The organism is Pikeienuella piscinae, from assembly GCF_011044155.1.
Lineage (GTDB): Bacteria > Pseudomonadota > Alphaproteobacteria > Rhodobacterales > Rhodobacteraceae > Pikeienuella > Pikeienuella piscinae.
On the sequence record NZ_CP049056.1, the window covers coordinates 2,222,767 to 2,245,543 of the forward strand.

At 68.2% G+C, this 22,777-nt stretch carries 20 protein-coding genes; 11 read left to right on the plus strand and 9 right to left on the minus strand.

Features of this window, described 5'->3' with window-relative positions:
• Nucleotides 1-17: 17 nt before the first annotated feature.
• Nucleotides 18-1,166, minus strand: a complete 1,149-nt coding sequence (gene argE / locus G5B40_RS10720) for an acetylornithine deacetylase (RefSeq protein WP_165098354.1) — start codon at nt 1,164-1,166, stop codon at nt 18-20.
• Nucleotides 1,167-1,668: 502 nt separating this feature from the next.
• Between argE and G5B40_RS10725 the strand changes: the two genes are divergently transcribed.
• Genes G5B40_RS10725 through G5B40_RS10740 form a run of 4 tightly spaced genes read left to right on the plus strand, consistent with a single transcriptional unit; the run spans nt 1,669 to nt 6,212 of the window.
• Nucleotides 1,669-2,295 carry a paraquat-inducible protein A gene (locus G5B40_RS10725; RefSeq protein ID WP_165098356.1) on the plus strand — a complete coding sequence of 209 codons (627 nt, stop codon included), beginning with the start codon at nt 1,669-1,671 and terminating at the stop codon, nt 2,293-2,295.
• On the plus strand, nt 2,292-2,945 hold the full coding sequence (locus G5B40_RS10730) for a paraquat-inducible protein A (RefSeq protein WP_246209468.1): 654 nt from the start codon (nt 2,292-2,294) through the stop codon (nt 2,943-2,945). Before G5B40_RS10725 ends, G5B40_RS10730 begins: the two co-directional genes overlap by 4 nt.
• Entirely contained in the window at nt 2,938-5,640 is a 2,703-nt protein-coding gene (locus G5B40_RS10735) for an MlaD family protein (RefSeq protein WP_165098358.1), read from the plus strand. Before G5B40_RS10730 ends, G5B40_RS10735 begins: the two co-directional genes overlap by 8 nt.
• A 5-nt stretch (nt 5,641-5,645) precedes the next feature.
• The gene (locus G5B40_RS10740; RefSeq protein ID WP_165098360.1) at nt 5,646-6,212 is read left to right on the plus strand and encodes a PqiC family protein; all 567 of its coding nucleotides are present in this window, start codon (nt 5,646-5,648) and stop codon (nt 6,210-6,212) included.
• A 21-nt stretch (nt 6,213-6,233) separates the two neighbouring features.
• Here the strand turns inward: G5B40_RS10740 and G5B40_RS10745 are convergent, their stop codons facing one another.
• Complete coding sequence (locus G5B40_RS10745) at nt 6,234-6,542, minus strand: hypothetical protein (protein WP_165098362.1); 309 nt, start codon at nt 6,540-6,542, stop codon at nt 6,234-6,236.
• Nucleotides 6,539-8,404: an OmpA family protein gene (locus G5B40_RS10750; RefSeq protein WP_165098364.1), complete on the minus strand. Its 1,866-nt coding sequence runs from the start codon at nt 8,402-8,404 to the stop codon at nt 6,539-6,541. The genes G5B40_RS10745 and G5B40_RS10750 overlap by 4 nt, the downstream gene beginning before the upstream one ends.
• Nucleotides 8,405-8,772: 368 nt before the next feature.
• Between G5B40_RS10750 and G5B40_RS10755 the strand changes: the two genes are divergently transcribed.
• Nucleotides 8,773-9,993: an NAD(P)/FAD-dependent oxidoreductase gene (locus G5B40_RS10755; protein ID WP_165098367.1), complete on the plus strand. Its 1,221-nt coding sequence runs from the start codon at nt 8,773-8,775 to the stop codon at nt 9,991-9,993.
• Between the two features lie 3 nt (nt 9,994-9,996).
• On the opposite strand, the gene dnaA is transcribed toward G5B40_RS10755, so the two are convergent.
• The 4 genes from dnaA to mutM all read right to left on the minus strand — a co-directional run bounded on the left by dnaA (nt 9,997) and on the right by mutM (nt 13,582).
• Nucleotides 9,997-11,361 (minus strand): chromosomal replication initiator protein DnaA, encoded by a 1,365-nt coding sequence (gene dnaA / locus G5B40_RS10760; RefSeq protein ID WP_165098369.1) that lies wholly within the window; start codon nt 11,359-11,361, stop codon nt 9,997-9,999.
• 77 nt (nt 11,362-11,438) lie between these two features.
• Nucleotides 11,439-11,879, minus strand: a complete 441-nt coding sequence (locus tag G5B40_RS10765; protein WP_165098371.1) for a rhodanese-like domain-containing protein — start codon at nt 11,877-11,879, stop codon at nt 11,439-11,441.
• A 403-nt stretch (nt 11,880-12,282) separates the two neighbouring features.
• The gene (rpsT, locus tag G5B40_RS10770; RefSeq protein WP_165098373.1) at nt 12,283-12,549 is read right to left on the minus strand and encodes a 30S ribosomal protein S20; all 267 of its coding nucleotides are present in this window, start codon (nt 12,547-12,549) and stop codon (nt 12,283-12,285) included.
• 169 nt (nt 12,550-12,718) lie between these two features.
• On the minus strand, nt 12,719-13,582 hold the full coding sequence (gene mutM / locus G5B40_RS10775; RefSeq protein ID WP_165098375.1) for a bifunctional DNA-formamidopyrimidine glycosylase/DNA-(apurinic or apyrimidinic site) lyase: 864 nt from the start codon (nt 13,580-13,582) through the stop codon (nt 12,719-12,721).
• 74 nt (nt 13,583-13,656) lie between these two features.
• On the opposite strand from mutM, the gene ubiE reads away from it, so the two are divergent.
• From ubiE to G5B40_RS10795, 4 genes are read left to right on the plus strand one after another with little or no spacing between them, the layout of a single operon-like run.
• Complete coding sequence (gene ubiE, locus G5B40_RS10780) at nt 13,657-14,439, plus strand: bifunctional demethylmenaquinone methyltransferase/2-methoxy-6-polyprenyl-1,4-benzoquinol methylase UbiE (RefSeq protein WP_165098377.1); 783 nt, start codon at nt 13,657-13,659, stop codon at nt 14,437-14,439.
• Nucleotides 14,439-15,983 (plus strand): 2-polyprenylphenol 6-hydroxylase, encoded by a 1,545-nt coding sequence (gene ubiB, locus G5B40_RS10785; protein ID WP_165098379.1) that lies wholly within the window; start codon nt 14,439-14,441, stop codon nt 15,981-15,983. Before ubiE ends, ubiB begins: the two co-directional genes overlap by 1 nt.
• A gap of 13 nt (nt 15,984-15,996) precedes the next feature.
• On the plus strand, nt 15,997-17,112 hold the full coding sequence (locus G5B40_RS10790; protein ID WP_165098381.1) for an NADH:flavin oxidoreductase/NADH oxidase: 1,116 nt from the start codon (nt 15,997-15,999) through the stop codon (nt 17,110-17,112).
• A gap of 55 nt (nt 17,113-17,167) precedes the next feature.
• The gene (locus G5B40_RS10795) at nt 17,168-18,250 is read left to right on the plus strand and encodes a mandelate racemase/muconate lactonizing enzyme family protein (RefSeq protein ID WP_165098383.1); all 1,083 of its coding nucleotides are present in this window, start codon (nt 17,168-17,170) and stop codon (nt 18,248-18,250) included.
• A 13-nt stretch (nt 18,251-18,263) separates the two neighbouring features.
• Here G5B40_RS10795 and G5B40_RS10800 read toward each other — a convergent pair whose 3' ends face one another.
• Entirely contained in the window at nt 18,264-19,568 is a 1,305-nt protein-coding gene (locus G5B40_RS10800; protein ID WP_165098385.1) for an NAD(P)H-dependent oxidoreductase, read from the minus strand.
• Between the two features lie 98 nt (nt 19,569-19,666).
• Between G5B40_RS10800 and G5B40_RS10805 the strand changes: the two genes are divergently transcribed.
• Complete coding sequence (locus tag G5B40_RS10805; RefSeq protein ID WP_165098387.1) at nt 19,667-20,923, plus strand: flavin-dependent oxidoreductase; 1,257 nt, start codon at nt 19,667-19,669, stop codon at nt 20,921-20,923.
• Between the two features lie 14 nt (nt 20,924-20,937).
• On the opposite strand, the gene G5B40_RS10810 is transcribed toward G5B40_RS10805, so the two are convergent.
• Nucleotides 20,938-21,201 carry a hypothetical protein gene (locus G5B40_RS10810; protein WP_165098390.1) on the minus strand — a complete coding sequence of 88 codons (264 nt, stop codon included), beginning with the start codon at nt 21,199-21,201 and terminating at the stop codon, nt 20,938-20,940.
• A 146-nt stretch (nt 21,202-21,347) separates the two neighbouring features.
• On the opposite strand from G5B40_RS10810, the gene G5B40_RS10815 reads away from it, so the two are divergent.
• Complete coding sequence (locus G5B40_RS10815) at nt 21,348-22,529, plus strand: MalY/PatB family protein (protein WP_165098393.1); 1,182 nt, start codon at nt 21,348-21,350, stop codon at nt 22,527-22,529.
• The last annotated feature ends 248 nt before the right edge of the window (nt 22,530-22,777 follow it).

Here is a 22,777-nt window from a genome sequence, read left to right on the forward strand (position 1 = left end):
CGCCGACGGACAGCCGATCAAAGCCCCGCCGCAAGCCGCGCCAGCAGCGCATCCAGCATGGCGTCGCATTTCGCCATCTGCTCGCGACTGACATATTCGTCGGGCTTGTGGCCCTGCGCCATCGAGCCCGGCCCGCAGACCACTGCGGGAATCCCGAGCCGGTCTGAGAAAAGCCCGCCCTCAGTGCCGAAGGCGACCTTGATCGTTCCGTTCGCGCCGGTCAGCGCCTTGACGAAATCGACGATGGCCGCGTCCGGCGCAGTGTCGAGGCCGGGATATTCCATCACCGTCTCGAAACGAATCGCGGCTTCCGGCTCGCCGGTCGCCCTGGCGATGGAATCGGCGTCCGCGGCCAGCGCGCCGAGGATCGCGTCGGCGTCATCGGTCGCGAGGTTGCGGATCTCGAAATCCACCTCCGCGCGATTGGGGACGATATTGAGCGCGACGCCGCCCGTCACCCTGCCGACATGGAGCGTCGTGTAGGGTACGTCATAATCGCCGTCGCGCCGCCCCTCGGCTGCGATCCGCGCCTGAGCAGCCCGCACCGCGCCTATGAAATCCGCCGCGAGATGCAGCGCGTTCAGCGCCAGCGGGGCGAGCGCCGAATGCCCCTCGCGCCCGACACAGGTGGCGCGCAGACCGCGCTTTCCCTTGTGTCCGGTCGCCACGGCCATATTGGTCGGCTCGCCGATGATGGCGAAAGCCGGGCGGACCGGCGCGCCGGCGAGCATGTCGATCAGACTCCGCACTCCGAGGCAGCCAACCTCCTCGTCATAGGAGAGCGCGATATGCAGAGGCGTCGCGAGATCGCGCGTCGCCGCCCGCTCGGCGGCGGAAAGCGCCGCGGCGACGAAGCCCTTCATATCGGCGGCGCCGCGTCCGAATAGCCGCCCGTCCCTTTCGGTCAGCCGGAAGGGGTCGACGGTCCAGGCCTGCCCCTCGACCGGCACGACGTCGGTATGGCCGGAAAGCATGACGCCGGGGCGGTCCTTCGGGCCGATCGTGGCGTAGAGATTGGCCTTGCCGCCATCGGAATCGGGGATCAGCGTGGTCTCCACCCCCGCCGCCTCCAGCAAATCGCGTGCATGGCGGATCAGTTCAATATTCGGGTCGCGGCTCACCGTCGGGAAGGCGATCAGCCGGTCGAGGATTTCGATTGAACGCATGTCGCTCTCCTTTGACGCCCCGGATAGCAGCGCGCACATCATTGCGCCATGTCGAAGGCGCGCGCCCGCCACCGGGCCGTATATCGGCGGGACTCTCCTTCTTCGGCGGACGGATCGCCGCCCTGCCGGAAGGCGCGCCGTGAAGGCTGGCCGCCGCGAGAGTCGCCGCCAGCGCTTCGCGCAAGCCAAACCGGATCGAGCATGCGCTCGCCACCTCGTCCGACCCCGACGCCTGAGAGAGCGTTCCGCACTATTTTTCCGGTTCGGCGGTCCGTATCTCGCCGGGTGCGCGCGGCAAGCCATCCGCCTCCGCCCCACCGCCACGATTCAGGGTTAAAGCGGGCAATGCGCCCGGGCGGAGTTTGGAATGGTCAACGCAGCGCGGGAGGCCCGCCGCACCGGGTATCCGTCCGTCCGCCCGCTGGACCCGTCCGCCGATCCGTGGTTTCCTTCGCCGGCGCCGGCGATACGGGCGCGCTCCATTATTCGAAGGCCGCCGCACTTGGCAGTTGAAGCGACCACCACCCAGACCGAAACCGGACCGGTTCTGATCGCCTGCCACGCCTGCGACGCGCTTCTTTCCGAACCGCCTGCGGGCGCCGCGCGCACGCGCTGCCCGCGCTGCGGCTCCGTCCTGACGACGGAGCGGCCCGGCGCGCTCGACGGCGTGCTGGCGACGACGCTGACGACGATCGTGCTGCTGAGCGCGGGCGTTTTTCTGCCTTTCGTCAATATCGAAGCGTCCGGACGGCGCCAGTACGCGTCGGTGCTCGACGCCGTGATCGCCGCCGGCGGCGAAGCCTGGCCGCTCGCGCTCGCGGTCGGAGCGATGGTCGTGGCGCTGCCGCTGACACGGGCGGCGGCGCTTCTCTGGGTGCTCGCGCCGATGCGGCTGGAGCGCCCGCCGCTCCCCTTCGCGCGCGCCGCCTTCAGGCTGGCGATCGAGCTCAGGCCCTGGTCGATGGTCGAGATATTCGTGATCGGCGTCATCGTCGCGCTGGTCAAGATCTCCGGCCTCGCCATCGTCGGCCTCGGCGCCGCGTTCTGGCTCTTCCTCGCACTGGCCATCGTCGTCTTTTGCGAAGACGCCGCGCTCTGCCGGCGATCGATCTGGCGGCGGCTGGCGTGAGCGGCGCTGCGATCTCCCCTCCGAACGCCCGGGCGGCCGGCCCCCCGACCGCCATCGCGGCCCATTACATCGGCTGCGAGATCTGCGGCCGCGCCGCGCCCTTCGGTCAGCGCGCCTGCCGACGTTGCGGCGCGCATCTGCCGCGCCGGGGGCGGCGCAGCTTCGCGGCGGTCTGGGTCTGGCTGGGTCTCGGACTGGCGTTCTACATCCCCGCCAATCTCTATCCGATGCTGATCACGACCAATTTCGGCAAGGTCTATCAGAGCACCATCGTCGGCGGCGCGATCGACCTCGCGGCGCATGGCTCCTGGGGGGTGGCGGGGATCGTCTTCTTCGCCAGCGTCGTCATCCCCATCGCCAAGTTTCTCGCCATCGGCCGGCTCGGCGTGATGGCCGCGGGCGGCGCCCCTCTCGCGCCGCATGCCGCGCTCCGGCTCTACGAGGTGGTGGAGTTCATCGGCCGGTGGTCGATGATCGACGTGTTCGTCGTCGCGATCCTCTCGGCGCTGGTCCGGATGGGCATGCTGGCGAATGTCGCGCCGGGGCCGGCGGCGGCGCTTTTCGCGCTCTCCGTCGGTGCGACAATGCTCTCGGCGCGCGCGTTCGACCAGCGCCTGATCTGGGATCGTATCGGGGCCGCCGATGGCTGAACCGGACCGACCCGACGCCGCCCCGCCCGAGCCGGAGATCGAAACCGCGCGGCCGCGCTTCGTCTCTCTGGTCTGGCTGATCCCGCTGATCGCGATCGGCGTCGCGCTCGGTCTCCTCTGGCGCGACTACGCCGGTCGCGGCCCGATAATCGAGATCTACTTTCCGACCGCGGCGGGACTGACCGCCGGACAAACCGTTCTGCGCTATCGTAATGTCGAGGTCGGTCGGCTGGAGGACCTGCACTTTTCGGCCGATCTGTCGCAGGTCGTCGCCAAGGTCAGGCTCGAGCCAGACATTGCGCCCTATATCGACGCGGAGGCGGAATTCTGGGTGGTCCGGCCGGAGGTCTCCGCCCGCGGCGTCACCGGATTGGAGACCGTGCTCTCCGGCGCCTATATCGAAGGCTCCTGGGACGCGGTGCGCGGCGCGCCCGCCAGCAAGTTCACCGCGCTCGACAACCCGCCGTTGACGCCGAGCGACACGCCCGGCAAGCGGGTGCGGCTGGTCAGCGCCGACGGCGGCGCGCTCTCGGTCGGTGCGCCAGTGTTCTTCCGGCGGGTCGAGGTCGGAAAGGTCGAATCGAAACATCTGTCCGAGGATGGGCAAAGCGTCGTGTTCGACGTCTTCGTCAATGCGCCGAACGATGTCAGGCTGACCGAAGACACCCGCTTCTGGGTCGTCGCTGGCGTCGATATCAGCCTCGGCGCGGATGGCGCGCGCTTCCGCATCGGCTCGCTCACCGCGCTGCTGCAGGGCGGCGTGGCGTTTCAGGATTTCTCGCAGGGCCAGCCCAAACCGGTCGAGGAAAACCATCTCTACACGCTTTACGGCACGCCGCGCGACGCCCGCTCGCAGGTCTCCGAGGCCGATGCCGGCCAACGGCTGCTGCTCGATGTCTATTTCGGCCGCTCGGTGCGCGGGCTCTCGGTCGGCGCGCCGGTGGAGTATCAAGGCATCCGCGTCGGCCGGGTCGAGGAGATCGCGGCCGAAATCGATGCCGAGTCAGGCCGCTTCGCGACCCGCACCACCATCGCGCTGGCGCCGTCTCTACTCGGGCTCGCCGATGGGGATACGACCGGCGCGCTCGAATTCATGGAACGCGCCGTCGAAAAAGGGCTCCGCGCGCAGCTCACCCAGGGCAGCCTCCTGACTGGTGAGTTGATCGTGCGTCTGGTCGACGCCCCCGATGCAGCGCCGGAACAGTTGACCCGTCCCGACGAGGGACGCCCGCGCATGCCCTCGGTTCCGACCGATCTCGATGAGCTGACGGGCTCCGTTCAGGGCGCGATGCGACGGATCGAGCAATTGCCGATCGAAGCGATCTTCGACAACGCGGTTCTGCTTCTGGAGAACGTCAACAAGCTGATCGGGTCGGAAGCGGTGCGCGACGCGCCAGGAAAAGCGGTCGCGACCCTTGAGGCGGCGACCGCGCTCCTCTCCTCGCCCGGACTCAACGCGGCGCCGGAAGAAGCGGCGAAGCTGCTCGCGTCGCTGAACGAGATCGTCGCCTCGCCGGAATTCGACGCCACAAGGGCGGATCTCGCGGCGACGCTAGCCAGCCTGAAGGCGCTGGCGGCGTCGCTCGACGAATCCGGCCTTGCGGAGGACGCCGCCGGCGCCGTCGCCGCGCTCCGCACGCGGCTGGAGGACCCGGCGCTCGCCGGGCTCGCCGCCAGCGTGGACGAGACGTCGAAGGCGGCGACGGCGCTGCTTTCCGATCCGGCGCTGAAAGCGGCGCCGGCGCACGCGGTCGCGGCGCTCGACGCGCTGGAGGCGATTCTGACGGCGCCCGGTCTCAAGGCGGTTCCGGCGGAGGCGGAGGCGCTGATCGCCTCCGTCCGCCAGCTGATCGATTCGCCGGAAACCCTCTCCGCGCGCACCGACCTCGCCGCACTTCTGGCGAGCGCGCGCGCCGTCGCCGCGAAGCTGGAGGCCGAGGACGCCGCCGGCGAGACCGCCGCCGCGATCACGGCGCTCCGGACCCGGCTGGAGGATCCGGCGCTGGACCGGCTTGTCGGCTCGGCGTCGAAGGCGATGGATTCGGCGGCGACGCTGCTTTCCGACAAGGGGCTCGCGGAGACGCCGGAGGCGCTGAACGCCGCGCTCACCTCCCTTGGCGCGCTGCTTGACGACCCGGCCCTGCGCGCCGCGCCGGCGGAACTGAACGCAAGCCTCACCTCGGCGCGCGCGCTTCTCGAAGAACTGCAGCGAGAGAACGCGGCGGCCGAGCTCGCAGGCGCCCTCAAGGCGGCGCGCGCTCTTCTCGACGACCCCTCGCTCAGGCGCCTTTCAAGCGAAGCGGCGGAGACGGCGACGGCGCTCCGCGCCATCCTCGACGCGCCCGGCGCGAAGGAACTACCAGCCTCGGCGACGGCGGCTCTCACCTCATCCGCCGCGTTCCTCGACCGGATTCGCGAGGCGGACCTCGCCGGGACCGCCGCCGCGGCGCTCGCCAGCCTCGACACCGCCGCCGCCGCCGTCGCGCGCGCCGCCGACGGGACGCCGGAACTGGTCCGACGCATTTCCACCCTCGCCGCGCGGGCCGACGACTTCCTCGCTGCGCTCGATGTCGGCTCCGAGCTGAATTACGAAGCCGTCGCCGCGATCCGCGAGATACGCGACGCGGCCCGCGCGATCAGCGACCTCGCCGATCTGGTCGAGCGTGAACCCAACGTTCTGATTCTCGGGAAATAGAGACCATGCGCCGTTTCCTCGCCGCCCTCGCCTGTCTCGTCCTCGCCGCCTGCGCCGCGGCGCCGGGACCCTATCTCTATCTGCTGGACGCGCCGGCGCCTTCGGGCGCGGGCGCCGGGGGGGCGCAATCGGTCGGATTGCGCGAAATCGGTCTGCCGCTCTACGCCCGGCGCGTCCAGATCGCCGCTCAGGATCAGTCCGGCGCGATCACCGCCGACGATCAGCACCGCTGGGCGGAGGAGCCGCCGCGCGCCGCGACGCGGCTGGTCGCGCGGAGCCTCGCTGCGCTGCGCGAGGGCGCCGTCTACGCCGATCCCTGGCCGCAGGGCGCGGCGCCGGATTTCATCGTCACTACGGAGGTCGACCGGTTCCTTGGCGCGCTCGGCGGCGAGGTGACGCTCGAGGGTCAACTCACCGTGGCGCGCGCCGGTGAGCGCGCCAGCGCCGTCACCGGCCCTTTCACGATCAGCGTTTCGACCGAAGGCGAGAATCACGCCGCGCTCGCCGCCGCCTACGGCGCGGCGCTGGCGGAGCTGGCGCGCCGGATCGAGGCGGCGCTGGAAAGTTACTGACCGGGTTCACACTGGGCCGGGTCAGCGTTCGCCCCGCAACGCCGCGAGTTCAGCCCGCGCCGCGCCGAGTCCGTCCATCGCCGCCGAAAGCTCGGCCTCACGCTCGCGCAGCAATGCTGCTGCGGCGGCGACCTCCGCCGCCGCTTCGGCGCTGATTCGGTCGCGCTCAGCCTCGATCTCCAGCAACTCCGCCGCCAGCTCATCTGCCCTGTCGCCACGTGGCGAAGCGACGCGCGCGGCGCGCGACCAGAGCCAATGCGCCAGCCAGCCGATGGCGAAAGCGGTCAGAAGCGCGCCGGCGATGGATATGGTAAGTTCGACGCGGGTCATGGCGTCTCTCCGTCTTCGAGAACGCGAAATTCGATCCGTCTGTTGAGCGCGCGCCCGGCTTCCGTGCCGTTATCGGCGATCGGCTCGGCCTCGCCGTAACCGGCCGAGGTCAGAAGCGAGAGCCGCGCCCCGGCTTTCAGCAATGCGCCGAGCACCGCCTCCGCGCGCGCCCGGCTGAGCCGCAGATTGGTCTTCTCGGAGCCCTGCGAATCGGTGTGCCCTGCGATCTCGATTCGCCCGCCGGCGCAGCGCGCCAGCGTTTCCGTGAGCCGCGCGACAACCGGCGCGCTCGCTTCGTCGATCTCCGCCGAGCCCGGCGAGAAGCGGATCGGATCGGTGGAGACAACCTCGGTCAGCGCGGCGGCGCAGCGTATGGGCGGCAAGGGTTGCGCCGCCGCCAGCCGCGCCGGCGAAACGGTGATCCTGGTTTCCGCCCTCCGCCCGTCGTCCAGACTTTGAACGAGTTCGCGCTGTAGGTCGGCGATCGCCAGCGGGTCGCGAATCTCGCCCTCGACCTCCACGCTCTCGGGACCGAGCCGCGCGCGCCCGCGCTCCAGCTTCGAAAGCGCCGAAATCATCGCCATCGCGGCGGGTCGCCAGCCGGGCGCGAAGACGCCATCATAGCTCAGCGCCGTCTCGACTTCGCCGCCCGGCATCGTCACACGCGCGTACGCGGCGACGCTTTCGCCGATCAGCGGATCCGGCGCGGCGCCCGAAATGCGCAGAGTGAGGCCGTCATGCGTGACGGCCAGCGGTAGCGCGGGCGTCCCGGACACGTCATTCGCCGCCTCCCCCGTCTCCGCCATCGGCGGGGCCTCCGCCACCTCGCCGGAAAGGAGTGAAAGTTTGAAATCCGGCGGCAGTTCCGTACGCAGCGTTTCCGCAGCGCGTTCGAAAGCCCGCCGCCGGGTCGGCGGAAGCGCGGTGAAGCGCGCGCGCTGCCCGACAATGCTGACCTCGCCCGCCGGCAGGGCGGCAAGCGCGCGGAGCGCCGCGAGCGCGGCTTCGCTCCACCCATCCGGAGCGCCAGGACCGATTGCGCACGGCGGCGCCGGCGCGGCGCCGAGGGCGGCGGCCGCGGCGATCAGGCGCGCGGCCTCCGCCATATCGCGCGCCGCGCATGCGCTCAGCCCACCGGTCTGCGGGCCTTTCTCCGCCCTCACGACGAAAGCGGCCGTGGGAACCGGCGACGAAGCAAGATCGGATTCGACGATCAGGCCGGCCGCCTCCGCCTTCGCCATCGCCGCATCAATCCGCGCCAGATCCACCGCGCCGCCCGCGACCCCGGAGAGAGAGAGCCGCCCCGGCGTGATCACCACGCCGCCATGGAGCAGCGCCGCTGCGATTTCCGCGGCCGGCTCCACCGCCTTCTCCCAATCAGCCGCGCCATCCGCCGCGTCGGCGCTGCTGAGGTCAGCGAGCGCAAGCTCCGGGGCCGCATCGCCGAGCGCGTCGGCGAGCGCCGCCCGCGCCGCGGCGCCGGGCGCGGCCCCGACGACAGCGAGGTCGTTGAGCCCGCGCATGATCTCGACCCGCGCCTCCGCCCGATGCCGCGTTTGCGCCAGCCGCGCCGTCGCGCCGTCACGCGCCGTCGCCTGGAGCAGCGCTGGCGCCTGCGCCGCGCGCGAGAGCAGCGCGAACGCCGCCTCTCTCTCCTCCTCGTCAGGGGCCTCGCCGGTCAGTTCGAGGATGAGCCCGTCCGCCAAAACGCCGGCCCAGACCATGCCGCCAGCATTCAGCGCCGATTCCGCGCGGTGCCGGCCCAAATCCTCTATCAGACGCGCGACATGAGCCCCGACGAGCCCCGCCGCCAGCGCCGCAACGGCGAAAATCAGACCCGGCAGACGCAGTTTCTCAAGCACGTGGCGTCATCCCGTCGACATCTGCGCGCGGAGCGACCGTTCCGGAATGACCGGCCTCTCGTTCCTCATTGCGGCGATGATCTGGCGCATGGAAGCGGACTTAACACTTCCGCCGACGCCCCGGAAGCCGCCTGCGCTCTCGTCGCGGCCCGCGCTTCCGCGCATCTACACCGGCTTCTTGGATCGCAGGAAAATGCGTCGTCTGCGGATTGACCTGCGTCCCGGTGCGCCGGACTATCGCTTACCACCATGACGGGAACCCCGGATCCGGCCGGCGGGGCGCCATCGGCGCCGCGACTCCCGGAACACCGGACGTTTCGGTGTGCTACGTGGCCGAAGGCGGCCGAAGATGGGTTGAGGAGCGCAACATGGATCAGCGGATCGTCATCATCGGCGGCGGACAGGCGGGCGCGGCGCTGGCGGCGAAGCTGCGCGCGCTCGGCCACAAGGGCGCGATGACGCTGATCTGCGAGGAATCCACACTTCCCTATCAGCGGCCGCCGCTCTCGAAGAAATATCTGCTGGGGCAAATGGATGAGGCGCGGCTGCATCTTCGGCCGGCGGAGTTTTACGCCGAAGAGGATATCGCGCTGATCATCGGCGTCGCCGCCACTGCGATCGACCGCGAGGCGCGCTTCGTCAACCTGAGCGACGGGCGGAAGATCCCCTATGACCAGTTGGCGCTAACGACCGGGACACGGCCTCGCCGGCTGCCGGCTTCGATCTGTGGAGAGCTGGGCGGCGTCTATCCGGTCCGCACCCGTCGCCATGTCGATATCGTCGCTCCGGAATTTCGCACCGGCGCGCGGGTTCTGATCGTCGGCGGCGGCTATATCGGCCTCGAGGCTGCCGCGGTCGCGACGCTGCGCGGGCTCGACGTGACGCTGATCGAACTCGCCGATCGCATCCTCCAGCGCGTCGCCGCACCGGTCACTTCGGATTATTTTCGCGATCTGCACCGGGGGCACGGCGTCGATATCCGCGAATCGGTCGGGCTGACGCGGCTCGAGGGCGAGGAGCGGGTGGAACGGGCCGTGCTCACCAATGGCGAGACGGTCGATATCGATTTCGTTCTGGTGGGCGTCGGCGTCGCGCCCAATCAGGAGATCGCCGCGGAAGCCGGGCTGGAGACAGAGAACGGCGTGAAGGTGGACGAGGCGGGGCGGACCTCGGACCCGCTGATCTTCGCCGCCGGCGATTGCGCGTCCTTCCCCTATGAAGGCAGGCTGATCCGACTGGAAAGCGTGCAGAACGCCATCGACCAGGCCGAGGTGGCGGCGGCGGCGATGCTGGGCGAATCGGTGTCCTACACGCCAACGCCCTGGTTCTGGTCGGACCAGTATGACGTGAAGCTGCAGATCGCCGGGCTCAACCAGGGCTATGACCACGTTCATGTCCGCCCCGGCGCGGCCGGCGCGCAATCCGTATGGTATTACCGGGCCGGACGGCTGATCTCCGTCGACGCGATGAACGATCCGCGCGCCTACATGGTTGGGAAACGCCTGATCGAAGCGGGCAAGAGCCCTGCGCCGGAAGCTGTCGCCGACCCGGCGACCGACCTGAAGACGCTACTGAAGGCGCCGGCCTGAGGCTCAGGCCTCCAGCATCCGGCGCAGCAGTTCGACATCCTCGGCGATCTGACTGTCGGTGTCGGAGAGCGACTCGACCCTCTTCACCGCGTGCATCACCGTGGTGTGGTCGCGCCCGCCAAACTTGCGGCCAATCTCTGGCAGACTCTTCGAGGTCAGCGTTTTCGCCAGATACATCGCCACCTGGCGCGGCCGGGCGACGGCGCGGGCGCGGCGCGCCGAGGTCATGTCAGAGAGACGCAGGTTATAGTGATCCGCCACCTTTCGCATGATCTCGTCGATCGTCACCTTACGATCCGAGGCGCGCAGAAGATCGGCGAGGCATTCCTGCGCCATGTCGAGGGTGATCTCCCGTCCGACCAGCGAAGCGAAGGCGAATAGTCGGGTCAGCGCGCCCTCGAGCACCCGGACGTTGGAGGAGATTCGATGCGCCAGAAACTCCAGGACCTTCGGATCAAACCGCACCGAAGGTTCGCGCGCCAACGCTTCCTCCGCCTTCGACTGCAGGATGCCGAGCCGCAGTTCGTAATCCGTGGGATGAATGTCGACCACCAGCCCCCATTGAAGGCGGGAGCGGATGCGCTCCTCCAACTGCTCGATATCGCCGGGCGCGCGATCGCCGGAGATGACGATCTGCTTGCCGCTGTCGATCAGCGCGTTGAACGTGTGAAAGAATTCTATCTGGGTGGAGTTCTTGCCGGCGATGAACTGCACGTCGTCAACCATCAGCACGTCGACGGAGCGGAACTGCTCCTTGAAGGCCATGGTGTTGTCCTTCTTGATCGCCTGGATGAAACGATACATGAACTGCTCGGCCGAGAGATAAAGCACCTTGCGCGCCGGCGTGCGCTCTGCGATCCGCCAGGAGATCGCGTGCATCAGGTGCGTCTTGCCGAGCCCGACGCCGCCATGCAGAAAAACCGGGTTGTAGACGACGCTGTCATCCTCTGCGACGCGACGCGCCGCGGCGTGCGCCAATTCATTCGGCCGGCCGACGACGAACTGATCGAAGGTGAAGCGCCGTTCCAGCGGCGCCGAACGCAGGACCGCTTCTCCCGGCTCCGGCAGAGTGCGCGCCGCCGCGCCCGCACTTACGCCGACGCCGACGCCGGCGTCGGTGACGCCCACGTTGACTTCGATCTGCGCGCAACGAGCGCCCGCCTCGTTCAGCGCGCCGGCGATCTCCTCCGCGTAGTGGCGTCGCACCCAATCGGCGGCGAACTCGGAGGGCGCGTCAAAGCGGGCCGTATCCGCGGCCAGACCGCGAAAGGCCAGCGGCTCGATCCACCGGCCCCAGGCCGCGGGTCCAATCTCCGTCTTCACGATCGAACACGCCTGATCCCAGATTCTGACGCCGTCGGCCAACATCGCCTTCTCCCCTCCTCGTTGTGCTCGTCCGGCGTCGCCCAGCGCCGTCTTTGTCGCGCTCATCGGCGCTTGAGCGCTCAACTCTGCCGCCACGGCAGACCGCGCGCTTTCCATCCGTTCAAGACGCCGCGCCTCGCGGTTGGGTCGAGTTCGCCCTCGAATCCCTCCGCGACGTTGAAACAGGCGAGCGGCCAGCCCGCGGATCCGGCCGCCTCGGCGGTGGCGAGCGCCGCCCGCATGGAGCGGACCCCGGAGCGGCAGATAAAATAGACTTCCTCCGCCCCCGCCGCTTCGATCGCCGCCAGCGCGCTCGCGGTGAAGTCTGGATTCATCGTCATGGCGGGAAAGCTCTGCCATTCGATCAGCGCCACCTCGGCCCCCGCTTCCGAAAGATCGGGCAGACCGACGAAAGACCATTCAGCGCGCGTGCGCACGTCGATCAACATGGCTTTGCGCTCAGACCGCAGCGCAGCCCACGCCGCTTCGGGGTCAACCTCGCCAATGCCGGACGGCGCCATTCGAATCTCCTCGCGCGAATCTTCCCAAGACGGAGACTGATAGCTAGGCCCAAGGAGGCGTCGCCTTCAACAAGAACTCGACTTGAGAGAGGAAGATTCTGCGGACAAGGAAGCAGCATTACAGCGAATCGTCAGAAAAACCGGAAATTGTTAAAATATTCGTCGGCCATGATCGGGCGTGCGCTACATAATCACTATACGCTCCCGTTCACTATACTATTCTATATCAGAATCGGACCAGGATCAGAACGTCGGAAGAGTGAAGCAACGGCGCGATTCCTTCAACCGGTGCAAAGAGTGAACATCACAATCCCGTGTCAAAAAAAAGACGCGCGCAGGGTTCAGGCCCCACGCGCGCGGAAAATGAGCTTTCAGGCGCCGCCACCGCGGGCGGCGGCCGACGTCAGACCGAGATCGCCTTAACCCGCGCCGCGAGGCGGGAGATCTTGCGGCTGGCGGTGTTCGCGTGCAGCACGCCCTTCGTTGCGCCGCGCATGATCTCGGGCTGGGCCGTCTGCAACGCGGTCTTCGCCGCGGCGGAATCGCCGGAGGCGATCGCCTCCTCGACCTTGCGGACGAAGGTCCGGATGCGGCTGCGGCGCGCGGTGTTTACCTCGGTGCGGCGCACGATCTGGCGCGCGCGCTTCTTGGCGGATGGCGAGTTGGCCATGACGTGATTCCGTTCTGTCATTCCTGGAAACGAGCGCCGCATATACGCCCCGGCTCCCGGCCGGTCAACCCGGACCGCGCCAAGGTCCGGCGCCGGTTCGCTGATCGTCGCGACGCCCTTATGGAGCCCCCGACCGGATGTGGAGAGACGCCGGCGGCCCCGCCCTCCCTCATCGCTGGCAGCCCGGGCAATAGAAACTCGATCGACCGGCCTGAACGATCCGTCGGACCCGCCCCGCGCATCCCTCGGTCGGACAGACGGCCCCCTCTCGATCGTAGACGCGGAAGGAATGCTGGAAATAGCCGAGTTCACCGTCGGCCTGGCGGTAGTCGCGCAGCGAGGAACCCCCGGCGTCGAGCGCGTCCGCGATTGTCGCGTTGATCGCCGCGACCAGCCGGTCGATCCCGGCGCGCGAGATTTTACCCGCCAGCCGCTTCGGCGAGATGCGCGCGCGATGCAGCGCCTCCGCCACATATATATTGCCGAGCCCGGCGACGATCTTCTGATCGAGCAGCGCCGCCTTCACCGGCATACGCCGGCCCGCGAACCGCCTCGCGAGATAGTCGCCGTGAAACTCGTTCGCCAGCGGCTCGGGGCCGAGATCCGCGAGCAGCCGGTGCGTGGCGATGGCTTCGGTCGGCCAGAGGTCCATCGCGCCGAAGCGCCGCGCGTCGTTGAAGGTGACGGTCGCGCCGCCCTCCATCTCGAACACCACGTGGTCATGCCTGGCCGCGCCGCCCGCCGGGATATAAAACTCCGCCAGCGTCGCGCCTGAAACCAGCATCCGCCCCGACATGCCGAGATGGACGATCATCGTCTCGGGTCCGGCGCCGGAATCGTCTAGATCGGCGAGGATGTATTTCGAGCGCCGGCCGAGCCGCAGCACGCGTCGCCCGCACAGGCGCTCCGCGAACCGCTCCGGCAGCGGCCAGCGGAGATCCGGCCGGCGCTGGATCGCCCGGGCGATCAGCCGCCCCTCCATCGCGGGAACGAGGCCGCGGCGCACGGTCTCCACCTCGGGCAGTTCTGGCATGCTCCATCTCCCTGCGGCGCAGCGCCGCTTCTGGGGCGTAGCGGCGACTGGCGAAGACGGCTATGTAGCGCGTTATGGCAGATGAGAGCGAGACCGGACGGGCGGACGCGTCCCCGGATGAAACCACACATTTCGGCTTCCGCGACGTGCCCGCGCCCGACAAGGCCGGGCTCGTCCACGGCGTCTTTTCATCGGTCGCGTCGAAATATGACGTGATGAACGATGTGATGTCGCTCCGCATCCATCGGCTCTGGAAGGAGGGTCTGATCGACTGGCTCGCCCCGCGCCCCGGGATGAAGCTGCTCGACGTCGCCGGCGGCACCGGCGATATCGCCTTTCGCGTACTCGATCGGCTGAAGGGGGACGGCGAAGCGACAATATGCGACATGACCGCGCCGATGCTGGTCGAGGGCCGCAAGCGCGCGGAGGCGGAGAGCCTGTCACACGCGCTCACCTGGGTCTGCGGAGACGCCATGAAACTGCCGTTCGCCGACCGCAGCTTCGACACCTACACCATCGCCTTCGGCATAAGGAACGTCACGAAGATCGACGCCGCGCTGGCGGAGGCTTATCGCGTCCTGAAACCCGGCGGACGGTTTCTCTGCCTTGAATTCAGCCGGGTGGATCCGCCGCTGATTCGCCGGGCCTATGACCTCTATTCGTTCAACGTAATCCCGCGCATGGGGCAGGCCATCGCGGGGGATCGTGAAAGCTACCAGTATCTTGTGGAATCGATCCGCAAGTTTCCGGATCAGGAAAGCTTCGCGTCGATGGTTCGCGCGGCCGGCTTCGGCCGCGTCGCCTGGCGCAACCAGACGCTCGGCGTCGCGGCGATCCATTCGGGCTGGCGCCTCTGATGCTGCGCTTCCTTCTTGAACTCGGACCCAATCTCTGGCGGCTCGCGCGGGTCGCCGCGACCTTCCGCAAGACCGGCGCGATGGAGCGGGTGCTCGAAGCGGCGGGCGCGCCGCGGCGCCTGTCCGCCCCGCTGATGTTCATCACCGCGCCGGGGCTGATCGTCGGCATGAAGGGCGACGCCTCCCTCCCCCCGGTGGCGCGGGCGATCAACGCGCTCGGTCCGGCCTATATCAAGCTCGGCCAGATTCTCTCGACCCGCCCGGACGTGATCGGCCCCGAACTCGCCCGCGACATGCGCACGCTGCAGGACAAGCTGCCGCCCTTCCCGATGGCGGAGGCGCGCAAGGCGGTGCGCGACGCGCTCGGCCGCGAGGTCGAGGAAATCTTCGCCGAGTTCGCCCCCCCGATCGCCGCCGCATCCATCGCGCAGGTCCACCCCGCGATCGACCGGGAGACCGGGCGCAAGCTGGCGGTCAAGATTCTTCGCCCGGCGATCGAGAAGCAGTTCCGAAAAGACATCGCCGCCTTCCACATGATCGCCCGGATCATGGAATGGGCGGCCCCGCAGGCGAAACGCCTCCGGCCCCGCGCCGTGGTGGACCATTTCGAGGGCGTGGTGGCGGCCGAGATGGACTTGCGCCTCGAAGCCTCTGCGGCGTCCGAGTTCGCCGACAACGTGAAGGACGACGAGGGCTTCAGGGTGCCGGATATCATCTGGCCGCTCTCGGCGCGACGCGTGATGACCGCCGGCTGGGTCGAGGGCGTCCCGATCGGCGAGCCGGAGGCGCTGGCGGCGGCGGGGCACGATCTGGTCGGCCTCGCCGAACGGGTGATCCAGATCTTCCTCCTGCAGGCGCTCCGCGACGGGTTCTGGCACGCCGACATGCATCAGGGGAATCTCAAGATCGCGCCGAACGGCGACATCCTCGCGCTCGATTTCGGTATCATGGGCCGGATCGACCGGGTGACGCGCCGCTACTACGCCGAGATCCTTCTGGGCTTTCTCAAGAGGGACTACCACCGCGTCGCCGAAGTGCATTTCGAGGCCGGCTATGTGCCTGCCGACCGCGATGTCGACCAGTTCGCGCAGGCGCTCCGCGCAATCGGCGAGCCGATCTTCGGGCAGGACGCCTCGCGCATCTCGATGGCGCGGCTGCTCTCGCATCTGTTCGAGGTTACGGAGCGCTTCGGGATGGAGACGCAGACCCAGCTCATCCTCCTCCAGCGTTCGATGGTGGTGGTGGAAGGGGTGGCGCGCTCGCTCGATCCGAACGCGAATATCTGGTCCGCCGCCGGTCCGGTGGTCGAGCTCTGGATGCGCGACAATCTCGGCCCGAAAGCCGTCCTGCGCGACGCGCGCATGACGCTGACGACCCTGTCGCGCATCGCTCCACGCCTTCCCGAACTCGCGGAGCGGCTGGTGCGATTGTCGGAGACGACGGAACCGGTGCCGACGAAACCGAACAAGGGCCGCGCCCTTGTCTGGCTCGCTCTGGGCGCGATTGCTGGCGCCGGCGCGGTCTGGCTCACGCTGCAGCATTAAAGGACCTTCCCCGATGAGCAGACTTTTCGAACCGCTCGCCCTTGGCGAGTTGACGCTTGAGAACCGCGTGATCGTCGCGCCAATGTGCCAATACGCGGTCGCGGATGGGACCGCCGCAGACTGGCACATGGTCCATCTCGGGCATCTCGCGCTTTCCGGGGCCGGGCTGCTGACGTTGGAGGCGACGGCGGTGAGCGCCGAGGGCCGAATTTCGCCACGCGATCTCGGGCTCTATTCCGATGCGAACGAGGCCGGGCTGGCGCGGGTTCTGACGGCGATCCGGTCGATCTCGCCGATCCCCGTCGCGATCCAGCTTGGCCATGCCGGCCGCAAGGCGTCCTCCCGCTCGCCCTTCGAGGGCGGCGCGCAGATCCGGCCCGATGAGGAGGGCGGCTGGCTCACCGTCGCGCCCTCCGCCATCCCCCACGCCGCCGGGGACGCGCCGCCCGAAGCGCTCGACGAGGCAGGAATGGAGCGGGTGAAGGTGGATTTCGCAACCGCCGCGGAGCGTTCCGCGCGCATCGGGATCGACGCCATCGAACTGCACATGGCGCATGGCTATCTTCTCCATCAGTTCCTCTCGCCGCTTTCGAACCGCCGGGATGACGCTTATGGCGGCGCCATCGAGGGGCGGATGCGCTTCCCCGTCGAGATATTCGAAGCGGTGCGCGCCGCCTTCCCGGTGGATCGCCCGATCTGGGTCCGGGTCTCCGCCTCCGACTGGGTTGAGGGCGGGCTTTCCATTGAGGATATCCTGACGCTCTGCCGGGCGTTGAAAGCCGCCGGCTGCGCCGCCGTTCACGTTTCCTCCGGAGGGGTCTCCACCGAACAGAAGATCCCGCTCGGCCCCGGTTATCAGGTGCACCTGGCGAAGGCGGTGAAGGATGCGGTCGAACTGCCTGTCATCGCCGTCGGCCTGATCACGAAGCCGGAACAGGCCGAGGCGATCATCGCTTCGGGCGAGGCCGACGCCATCGCTCTCGCCCGCGCCATGCTCTGGAACCCGCGCTGGCCCTGGCACGCGGCGGCGGCGCTCGGCGCGACAGTGCGCGGCCCGAAGCAATACTGGCGTTCCGCTCCCGCCGGGGTCGCACCGCCTTTCGAAGGTTTCGCGCATGGTCAGCGATAGGATTTGATCCCGCGCGCCACGCCGTTAGGCTGCCGGAAGACGCTGGAGGGAAACAATGCGGATCGTGAAGGCCGAGACCATCGCGCTCTCCATTCCGTTCTCGGATGGCGGCGGCGCGGGCGCCGGGCTGATGCCGAGCAAATGGGACCGGCTGGAGATCACCCTCGTCCGGCTCGAGACGGATGACGGCTTCGTCGGCTGGGGCGAGGCGTTCGCCTATTCCTGCCGGACCGCCGTTCTGGCGGCGCTCAACGACATGGTGTTCCCGCTCGTCATCGGCGCGGAGGTGGAGGATGTCGCCGGCTTCACCGGCTGCCTGCAACGAAAGCTCCACATTCAGGGCCGCTTCGGCGTCGTCCTCTTCGCGATTTCCGGCGTCGACATCGCGCTCTGGGATCTCGCCGCGAAACGAAAGCGCCTGCGCCTCGCGGACTTGCTCGGGGCGAAACGCGAGCGATTTCCCGCCTACGCCAGCCTCGTTCGCTATGGCGACCCGGCGATGGTCGAGGCGCGGGCGCGGATGGCCGCCGATCAGGGCTACGGCGCGGTGAAACTGCATGAGATCACCCTCCCGAATATCGAAGCCGGGCGGCGCGGCGCCTCCGATACGAAACTGATGACCGACGTGAACTGCAACTGGTCCGAGGACGAGACCCGGAAGCTGCTGCCGGAGATGAAGGCCCTCGGCCTCCACTGGGTCGAGGAGCCGATCTGGCCGCCAGACGACACCGACCGGCTCGCCGCGCTCGGCCGCGAATTCGGCGTGCCGCTCGCCTCGGGCGAGAACGCCGGCACCGCGCAACCCTTCGCGCGGATCGTGGAGGCGGTGAACTTCCCGCAACCCTCAGTCACCAAGGTCGGCGGCGTCTCCGAATACCTGAAAGTCGCCGATCTCGCGCGCGCCGCGCAGCGCGACGTGATGCCGCACTGCCCCTATTTCGGCCCCGGCTACTGGGCCAGCGCGCACCTGATGGCGGCCGGCGAGGGCGGCATGTTCGAATTCCTGCATATCGAGGCGGACGCCTGGCTTTCTCCCTCCATCCCACTACCCGACGGCGGCGAGATCGCGCTGCCGACAGGCGAGGGGCTCGGCTTCGAGCCGGACATGGCGGTCATCGAAAGGTTCCGCGCCGACTGATTTCAGGCTGATTTCAGGCGTTCGTTCGCTCCATCGCGCGGCGATAGGCGGCGACATCGTTATCCTCGGGGATCGCGACGTCTGCATAGCCGAGCGTCGCGCCCGCCTTCACGTCGCGCGCCAGCTTCACCCGGTCCGCAAGCCCGATCGGCAGCAGAGCCTCCCTCACCGAGCGCGCCGCAGGAACCAGCTTGCCCCAGACGCAATAGCCGCCTTCGCCGTCCAGGGTCTCGCCCGCCGTCAGGTCGCGCTTGGCGGTGGCGACCACGTCGCCGTTGAAAGCGCGCGTCTCTCCCGTCGCCTGCCCGAGAAGGGCGGCCGAGAGGATCGAGACGTTCAACTCCATCCCGATCAGGTGGAAGGGCTTGTACATCGCCGAGTAGCGCCCGCTCGCGTCGGTATTCATGCCGTATTGGCGAAAGCACCCCGCAGCGTAATCGTTCGGGGCCTCGAAAACCGCGTAAACCCCCCAGCGCAAATCGCGAAACACCGGTCGCCCGTCGCGCTCCTCCGACGACACCGTCTCCACCATGCCCTTCGCCTCAAGCACCCCGCCTTCGGAGGCCGGCCGCAATATGTGCGCCAGATCGTCCACCCCGCAGGGCGGAAAGAGCAGCCCGTCCGCCGGCGGCGTCAGGCCGCAGGCGTTGGCGATCGCCGCCATCTCCAGCGACGACTTGGTGCCATCGGTGAAAGAGTTGAACATTCTCGGGTTCATACCGTCACGCACCGCCTGATCCGGGTCGAACCCCATGTATTCCCAGACCGTCTCCGGCGTCGACTGGTGGTAGTGGGGGCGATATTTTGTGCCCTTTCCGGCGCAGACCACATCGAACCCGCAGGAGCGCGCCCAGTCGACGATTTCCGCCGTCAGCGCCGGCTGGTCGCCATAGGCCATCGAATAGACCATCCCCGCCGCCCGCGCTTCGCGGGCAAGCGCCGCGCCGGCGAAAACATCCGCCTCCACATTCACCATCACGACATGCTTGCCGGCGGCGATGGCGGCGCGGGCGTGGCGCACGCCGGCATGCGGATTGCCCGTGGCCTCCACCACTACATCGACATCGTCGGCCGCCAGCGCCGACGGCGCGTCATCCGAGATCTTCACCGCATCGACCCGCGCCTCGTCCCACCCGACCGTGCGGCAGGCGGAGCGGGCGGCGTCAGGGCGAAGATCGGCGATCCGCGTCACGACCAGACCCGGCGTCGTCGGAACCTGGCTGAGGAACATCGAGCCGAACTTGCCGGCCCCGATCAGGCAGACCCTGACCGGGGCGTTCCCCGCCGCCGCCTTCAAGAGCTTCTCTTGCAGAAACATGATTCCTCCATCCGGTTTTCCACATCAGGACCGGACCGTCGCCCTCGCGCAAGCCGTGGCGTGGCGATACGCTCCGAAAAACACGGGAGCGCATCGCAATGACCATCCTGATTTCCGGCGCCGGAATCGGCGGCCTAACGCTGGCGCTCACCTGCCATCAGATCGGGCTCCCCTGCCGGCTCGTCGAACAGGCCCGCGAGGTGAAGCCGCTCGGCGTCGGCATCAACCTGCAACCGAACGCGGTGCGGGAACTGATCGCTCTCGGCCTCGGCCCGCCGCTGGAGCGGATCGGCGTCAGGACGGCGGAACTCACCATGGTCGCCGCCAACGGGCGCGAGGTCTGGCGTGAGCCGCGCGGCCTCGACGCCGGCTACCGCTGGCCGCAATATTCCGTCCATCGCGGCGAATTGCAGATGCTGCTCTATCGCACGGTGCTGGAGCGGCTCGGCGCGGACGCGATCGAGACCGGGCTCAAGGGCCGCGCCTTCAGAACCGAGGGCGGCGAAGCGGTGCTGGAGACCGATGCGGGCGAACGGCGCGGCGGCGTCCTTATCGGCGCCGACGGGCTCCATTCCACTGTTCGCGCGCGGATGCACCCCGATGAAGGCCCGCCGATCTGGGCCGGCGCAATTCTCTGGCGCGGCGCGACGCGCGCCCGCCCCTTCGCCGAAACCAACACGATGGCGATGATCGGCGATTACAGCCAGAAATTCGTCACCTACCCGATCAGCGGGCCGGACGAGCGCGGCGAGGTTCTGATCAACTGGATCGCGGAGCGCGCCTTCGACCCCACCCATGGCTGGGCGCGCGAGGACTGGAGACGCGAGGCCCCGGCGACGGATTTCATCGACTGGTTCCGCGACTGGCGCTTCGACTGGATCGATATTCCGGCTCTGATTCGGGGCGCGAAGGCGATCTTCGAGTACCCGATGGTGGACCGCGACCCGCTGCCCTTCTGGACCACGGGACGCGTCACACTGATCGGCGACGCCGCGCATATCATGTATCCGACCGGCTCCAACGGCGCCTCACAGGCTATTGTCGACGCGCGCCGGCTCGGCCGGGCGTTCCTCGACCATGGCGTCGGCCCCGCCGCGCTGCGCGACTATGAAGCAGAGATGCGCCCCCGCATGGCCAAGGTGATCGCCGCCAATCGGGGCGCCGGCCCGGATTATGTGCTGGAGATCGTCAAACAGCGCTCGGGCGGCGCCTTCGACGATATCGAAGCGGTGATGCCGCTGGAGGAGCGGCGCGCCCTCGCCGCCGAATACAAGAAAACCGCCGGGTTCTCCGTTGAAGCGCTGAACGCCGCGCCACCGCTGATCCCGCCAGGCCGGCGAGCGATGGATGCCTAGACGCCGCGAAGGCTTCAGTCGCCGGAGCCGGGAATCGCGCTTGCGCCGCTGGCGGCCACGCCCTCCATGTTGGCGCCCGCCTGATCGACCTCGCTGCTCATCGAATTGATCAGATTGGTGAAGCCGCCCTCCGGTCCGAGGACGAAATAGATCGTCGCCACGCCGATAACCACCACGACCGAAGTCAGCACGACCCAGTCCGCCGTGGCGGCGCCCCCGCGATCGGCGAAAAAGCGCGCGAGCATCCCGCGCGTCTTACCATTGAAAACCATGACCATACGTACTCCACACCCCCGAGGCGTCTATTCTAGACCACATTGATTCGAATGAAAATTCGGAATGCTTGCGGTCAGCCCCGTTTTCGGCCGAAAAGAGGCGGACGCTGATCCGACACCCCAGATTCCCCCGCGAGAGAGGACCCGCCGTGACGAGCTTCGACTTTGACCGCCAGATCACCCGCCTCGGCTCCCATTCCGTGAAATGGGACGGGCTCGCCTCCCGCTTCGGCGCCCATGCGGTCGGCGCCCTGCCGATGTGGGTGGCGGATATGGAGTTCGAAGCCCCTCCGGTGGTGAACGACGCGCTCCGCGCGGCGGTCGAGCATGGCGTCCACGGCTACTACGGCGACCCGTCCGATTACCTCGCGGCGATCAAGGGCTGGATGCAGCGTCGCCACGGCTGGTCCATCGAGGAAAGCTGGATCTTGACCACCGCGGGCATCGTCAACGGGGTCAACCTCGCGATCCAGGCCTTTTGTCGGCCCGGCGACGGGGTGATTCTGCAACAGCCGATCTATCACCCGTTCGCGCCGGCGGTCCGCAACAACGGTTGCCATGTCGTCGGCAACCTTCTCGCCTATCGAGACGGGCGCTACGAGATGGATCTCGACGGGCTGGCGAACGCGGTCGACGCGAAGACCCGGATGTTGATCCTCTGCTCGCCGCACAACCCCGCCGGCCGGGTATGGACGAAGGCGGAATTGGAGGCGCTGGCGAATTTCTGCATGGAGCGCGACATCCTGATCGTCTCGGACGAGATTCATCACGATCTGGTCTTCGACGGCCCGCACACCGTGATGGCCGATATCTCTCCCGAGATCGCGGCGCACACCATCACCTTCACCTCGTCATCGAAGACCTTCAACCTCGCCGGCGGGCACACCGGCAACGCGATCATCTCCGACCCGTCTCTCCGTCGCCGCTTTCAACGGCAGATGGAGCGCTGCGGAATGATGGCGAGCAACCGCTTCGGCTACCTGATGGCGACGGCGGCCTATGCCGGCGGCGATGAATGGCTCGACGCGCTGCTCGTCTACCTGAAGGGCAACCGCGATTTCATCGACCGGCAGGTCGCCGAACGCTTGCCCGGCGTCACCTCGGTCAAGCTCGACGCCACCTATCTGAGCTGGCTGGATTTCTCCGGCACCGGCATGGAGGACGCGGAGATCATCCGCCGCTTCGAGCATGACGCCAAGGTCATATGCAACCACGGCGCCAGCTTCGGCCCCGGCGGCGCCCGCTTCATGCGCCTCAATTTCGCCTGTCCCCGCGCCATGGTGGAGGACGCGATGGACCGCATCGCGGGGGCGTTTTCGGATTTGCAGTAGGGGCCTGAGGCGGGAAAGGCCGGGCGTAGACGCGACCGCGACCTCAAGCGAGAATACGGCGCGCGCAAATGAGCGGATGCACGGGCGCGTGGTCCTGATTGGGCTGGCTGGTAGCTGTGGAGGCGTCCGGTGGATGACCGGGACGCGTGAGTCAAGGTGTCGCAACCCGTCCGCTCTCCAATCTGTGCTACCGTGAATTGCGTGGGAGACGCCGGAAGTTACCCTTGTCAAACCACATCAGTAGGTTT

What these genes read in the sequence shown, in the direction of transcription:
- argE (WP_165098354.1), bottom strand. Translation starts at nt 1,166, where the DNA reads ATGCGTTCAATCGAAATCCTCGACCGGCTGATCGCCTTCCCGACGGTG.
- dnaA (WP_165098369.1), bottom strand. Translation starts at nt 11,361, where the DNA reads ATGTTGGCCGACGGCGTCAGAATCTGGGATCAGGCGTGTTCGATCGTG.
- G5B40_RS10735 (WP_165098358.1), top strand. Translation starts at nt 2,938, where the DNA reads ATGGCTGAACCGGACCGACCCGACGCCGCCCCGCCCGAGCCGGAGATC.
- G5B40_RS10805 (WP_165098387.1), top strand. Translation starts at nt 19,667, where the DNA reads ATGACCATCCTGATTTCCGGCGCCGGAATCGGCGGCCTAACGCTGGCG.
- G5B40_RS10810 (WP_165098390.1), bottom strand. Translation starts at nt 21,201, where the DNA reads ATGGTCATGGTTTTCAATGGTAAGACGCGCGGGATGCTCGCGCGCTTT.
- G5B40_RS10800 (WP_165098385.1), bottom strand. Translation starts at nt 19,568, where the DNA reads ATGTTTCTGCAAGAGAAGCTCTTGAAGGCGGCGGCGGGGAACGCCCCG.
- G5B40_RS10795 (WP_165098383.1), top strand. Translation starts at nt 17,168, where the DNA reads ATGCGGATCGTGAAGGCCGAGACCATCGCGCTCTCCATTCCGTTCTCG.
- G5B40_RS10740 (WP_165098360.1), top strand. Translation starts at nt 5,646, where the DNA reads ATGCGCCGTTTCCTCGCCGCCCTCGCCTGTCTCGTCCTCGCCGCCTGC.
- rpsT (WP_165098373.1), bottom strand. Translation starts at nt 12,549, where the DNA reads ATGGCCAACTCGCCATCCGCCAAGAAGCGCGCGCGCCAGATCGTGCGC.
- G5B40_RS10790 (WP_165098381.1), top strand. Translation starts at nt 15,997, where the DNA reads ATGAGCAGACTTTTCGAACCGCTCGCCCTTGGCGAGTTGACGCTTGAG.
- G5B40_RS10765 (WP_165098371.1), bottom strand. Translation starts at nt 11,879, where the DNA reads ATGGCGCCGTCCGGCATTGGCGAGGTTGACCCCGAAGCGGCGTGGGCT.
- mutM (WP_165098375.1), bottom strand. Translation starts at nt 13,582, where the DNA reads ATGCCAGAACTGCCCGAGGTGGAGACCGTGCGCCGCGGCCTCGTTCCC.
- ubiE (WP_165098377.1), top strand. Translation starts at nt 13,657, where the DNA reads ATGGCAGATGAGAGCGAGACCGGACGGGCGGACGCGTCCCCGGATGAA.
- G5B40_RS10755 (WP_165098367.1), top strand. Translation starts at nt 8,773, where the DNA reads ATGGATCAGCGGATCGTCATCATCGGCGGCGGACAGGCGGGCGCGGCG.
- G5B40_RS10745 (WP_165098362.1), bottom strand. Translation starts at nt 6,542, where the DNA reads ATGACCCGCGTCGAACTTACCATATCCATCGCCGGCGCGCTTCTGACC.
- ubiB (WP_165098379.1), top strand. Translation starts at nt 14,439, where the DNA reads ATGCTGCGCTTCCTTCTTGAACTCGGACCCAATCTCTGGCGGCTCGCG.